Annotated in this window: 1 rRNA gene; it reads right to left on the reverse strand. The window is 53.6% G+C overall.

The window, feature by feature from the left end:
- A 23S ribosomal RNA gene (locus HMPREF3097_RS07660) occupies nucleotides 1-1,278 on the reverse strand; the annotation flags it as partial.

The following is a 1,278-nucleotide window of genomic DNA, read 5'->3' on the forward strand; positions in this document are numbered from 1 at the left end:
CTAACGGGTCCTCTTAACCTTCCAGCACCGGGCAGGCGTCAGTCCGTATACATCGACTTAACCGTCTTCGCACGGACCTGTGTTTTTAGTAAACAGTCGCTTCCCTCTACTCTCTGCGACCACCACCAGCTCAACACGTCGTTCACCAGCAGTGGCCCCCCTTCTCCCGAAGTTACGGGGGCATTTTGCCGAATTCCTTAACCACAGTTCACCCGATCGCCTTAGTATTCTCTACCTGACCACCTGTGTCGGTTTACGGTACGGGCCATACATGCACTCACTAGAGGCTTTTCTCGACAGCATAGGATCACCAACATCCCCACAAACGGGTACGCATCACGCCTCACCCACAAGCTGTACGGATTTACCAATACAGCGGGCCACACGCTTACACCACAATCCAATCAGTGGCTCGGCTACCTTCCTGCGTCACCCCATCGCTTGACTACAACAGATCAGGTCCCACGCATCCCAACACAACACACACAAAGTGCATGAAGCATCGTTCAGGGCGGTTAGTATCACTGCTTCACCATTGGTCGCACACATACGGGTACGGGAATATCAACCCGTTAACCATCGACTACGCCTGTCGGCCTCGCCTTAGGCCCCGACTCACCCTGGGAAGATTAACTTGACCCAGGAACCCTTAGTCATCCGGCGGATGAGTTTCCCACTCATCATTCGCTACTCATGCCTGCATTCTCACTCGCATAACCTCCAGCACTGGGTTACCCCGCACCTTCAACGGATCACACGACGCTCCCCTACCAACCCAACACACAACGTGTTGAGTTCCGCGGCTTCGGCGGTGTACTTGAGCCCCACTACATTGTCGGCGCAAAACCACTCGACCAGTGAGCTATTACGCACTCTTTCAAGGATGGCTGCTTCTAAGCCAACCTCCTGGCTGTCTAAGCGATCCCACATCCTTTTCCACTTAGTACACTCTTAGGGGCCTTAACCGGCGATCTGGGCTGTTTCCCTCTCGACAACGAAGCTTATCCCCCGCTGTCTCACTGCCGTGCTCTCACTTCACAGTATTCGGAGTTTGGCTGATGTCGCTAAGATAGTAGTCCCGCTAAACCAACCAGTAGCTCTACCTCCATGAAGAAACACACGACGCTGCACCTAAATGCATTTCGGGGAGAACCAGCTATCACGAAGTTTGATTGGCCTTTCACCCCTACCCACAACTCATCCCCTCAGTTTTCAACCTAAGTGGGTTCGCGCCTCCACGACGTCTTACCATCGCTTCACACTGGTCATGGGTAGATC

The sequence above is a fragment of the Corynebacterium sp. HMSC27B11 genome, from assembly GCF_001815985.1.
Classification (GTDB): domain Bacteria; phylum Actinomycetota; class Actinomycetes; order Mycobacteriales; family Mycobacteriaceae; genus Corynebacterium.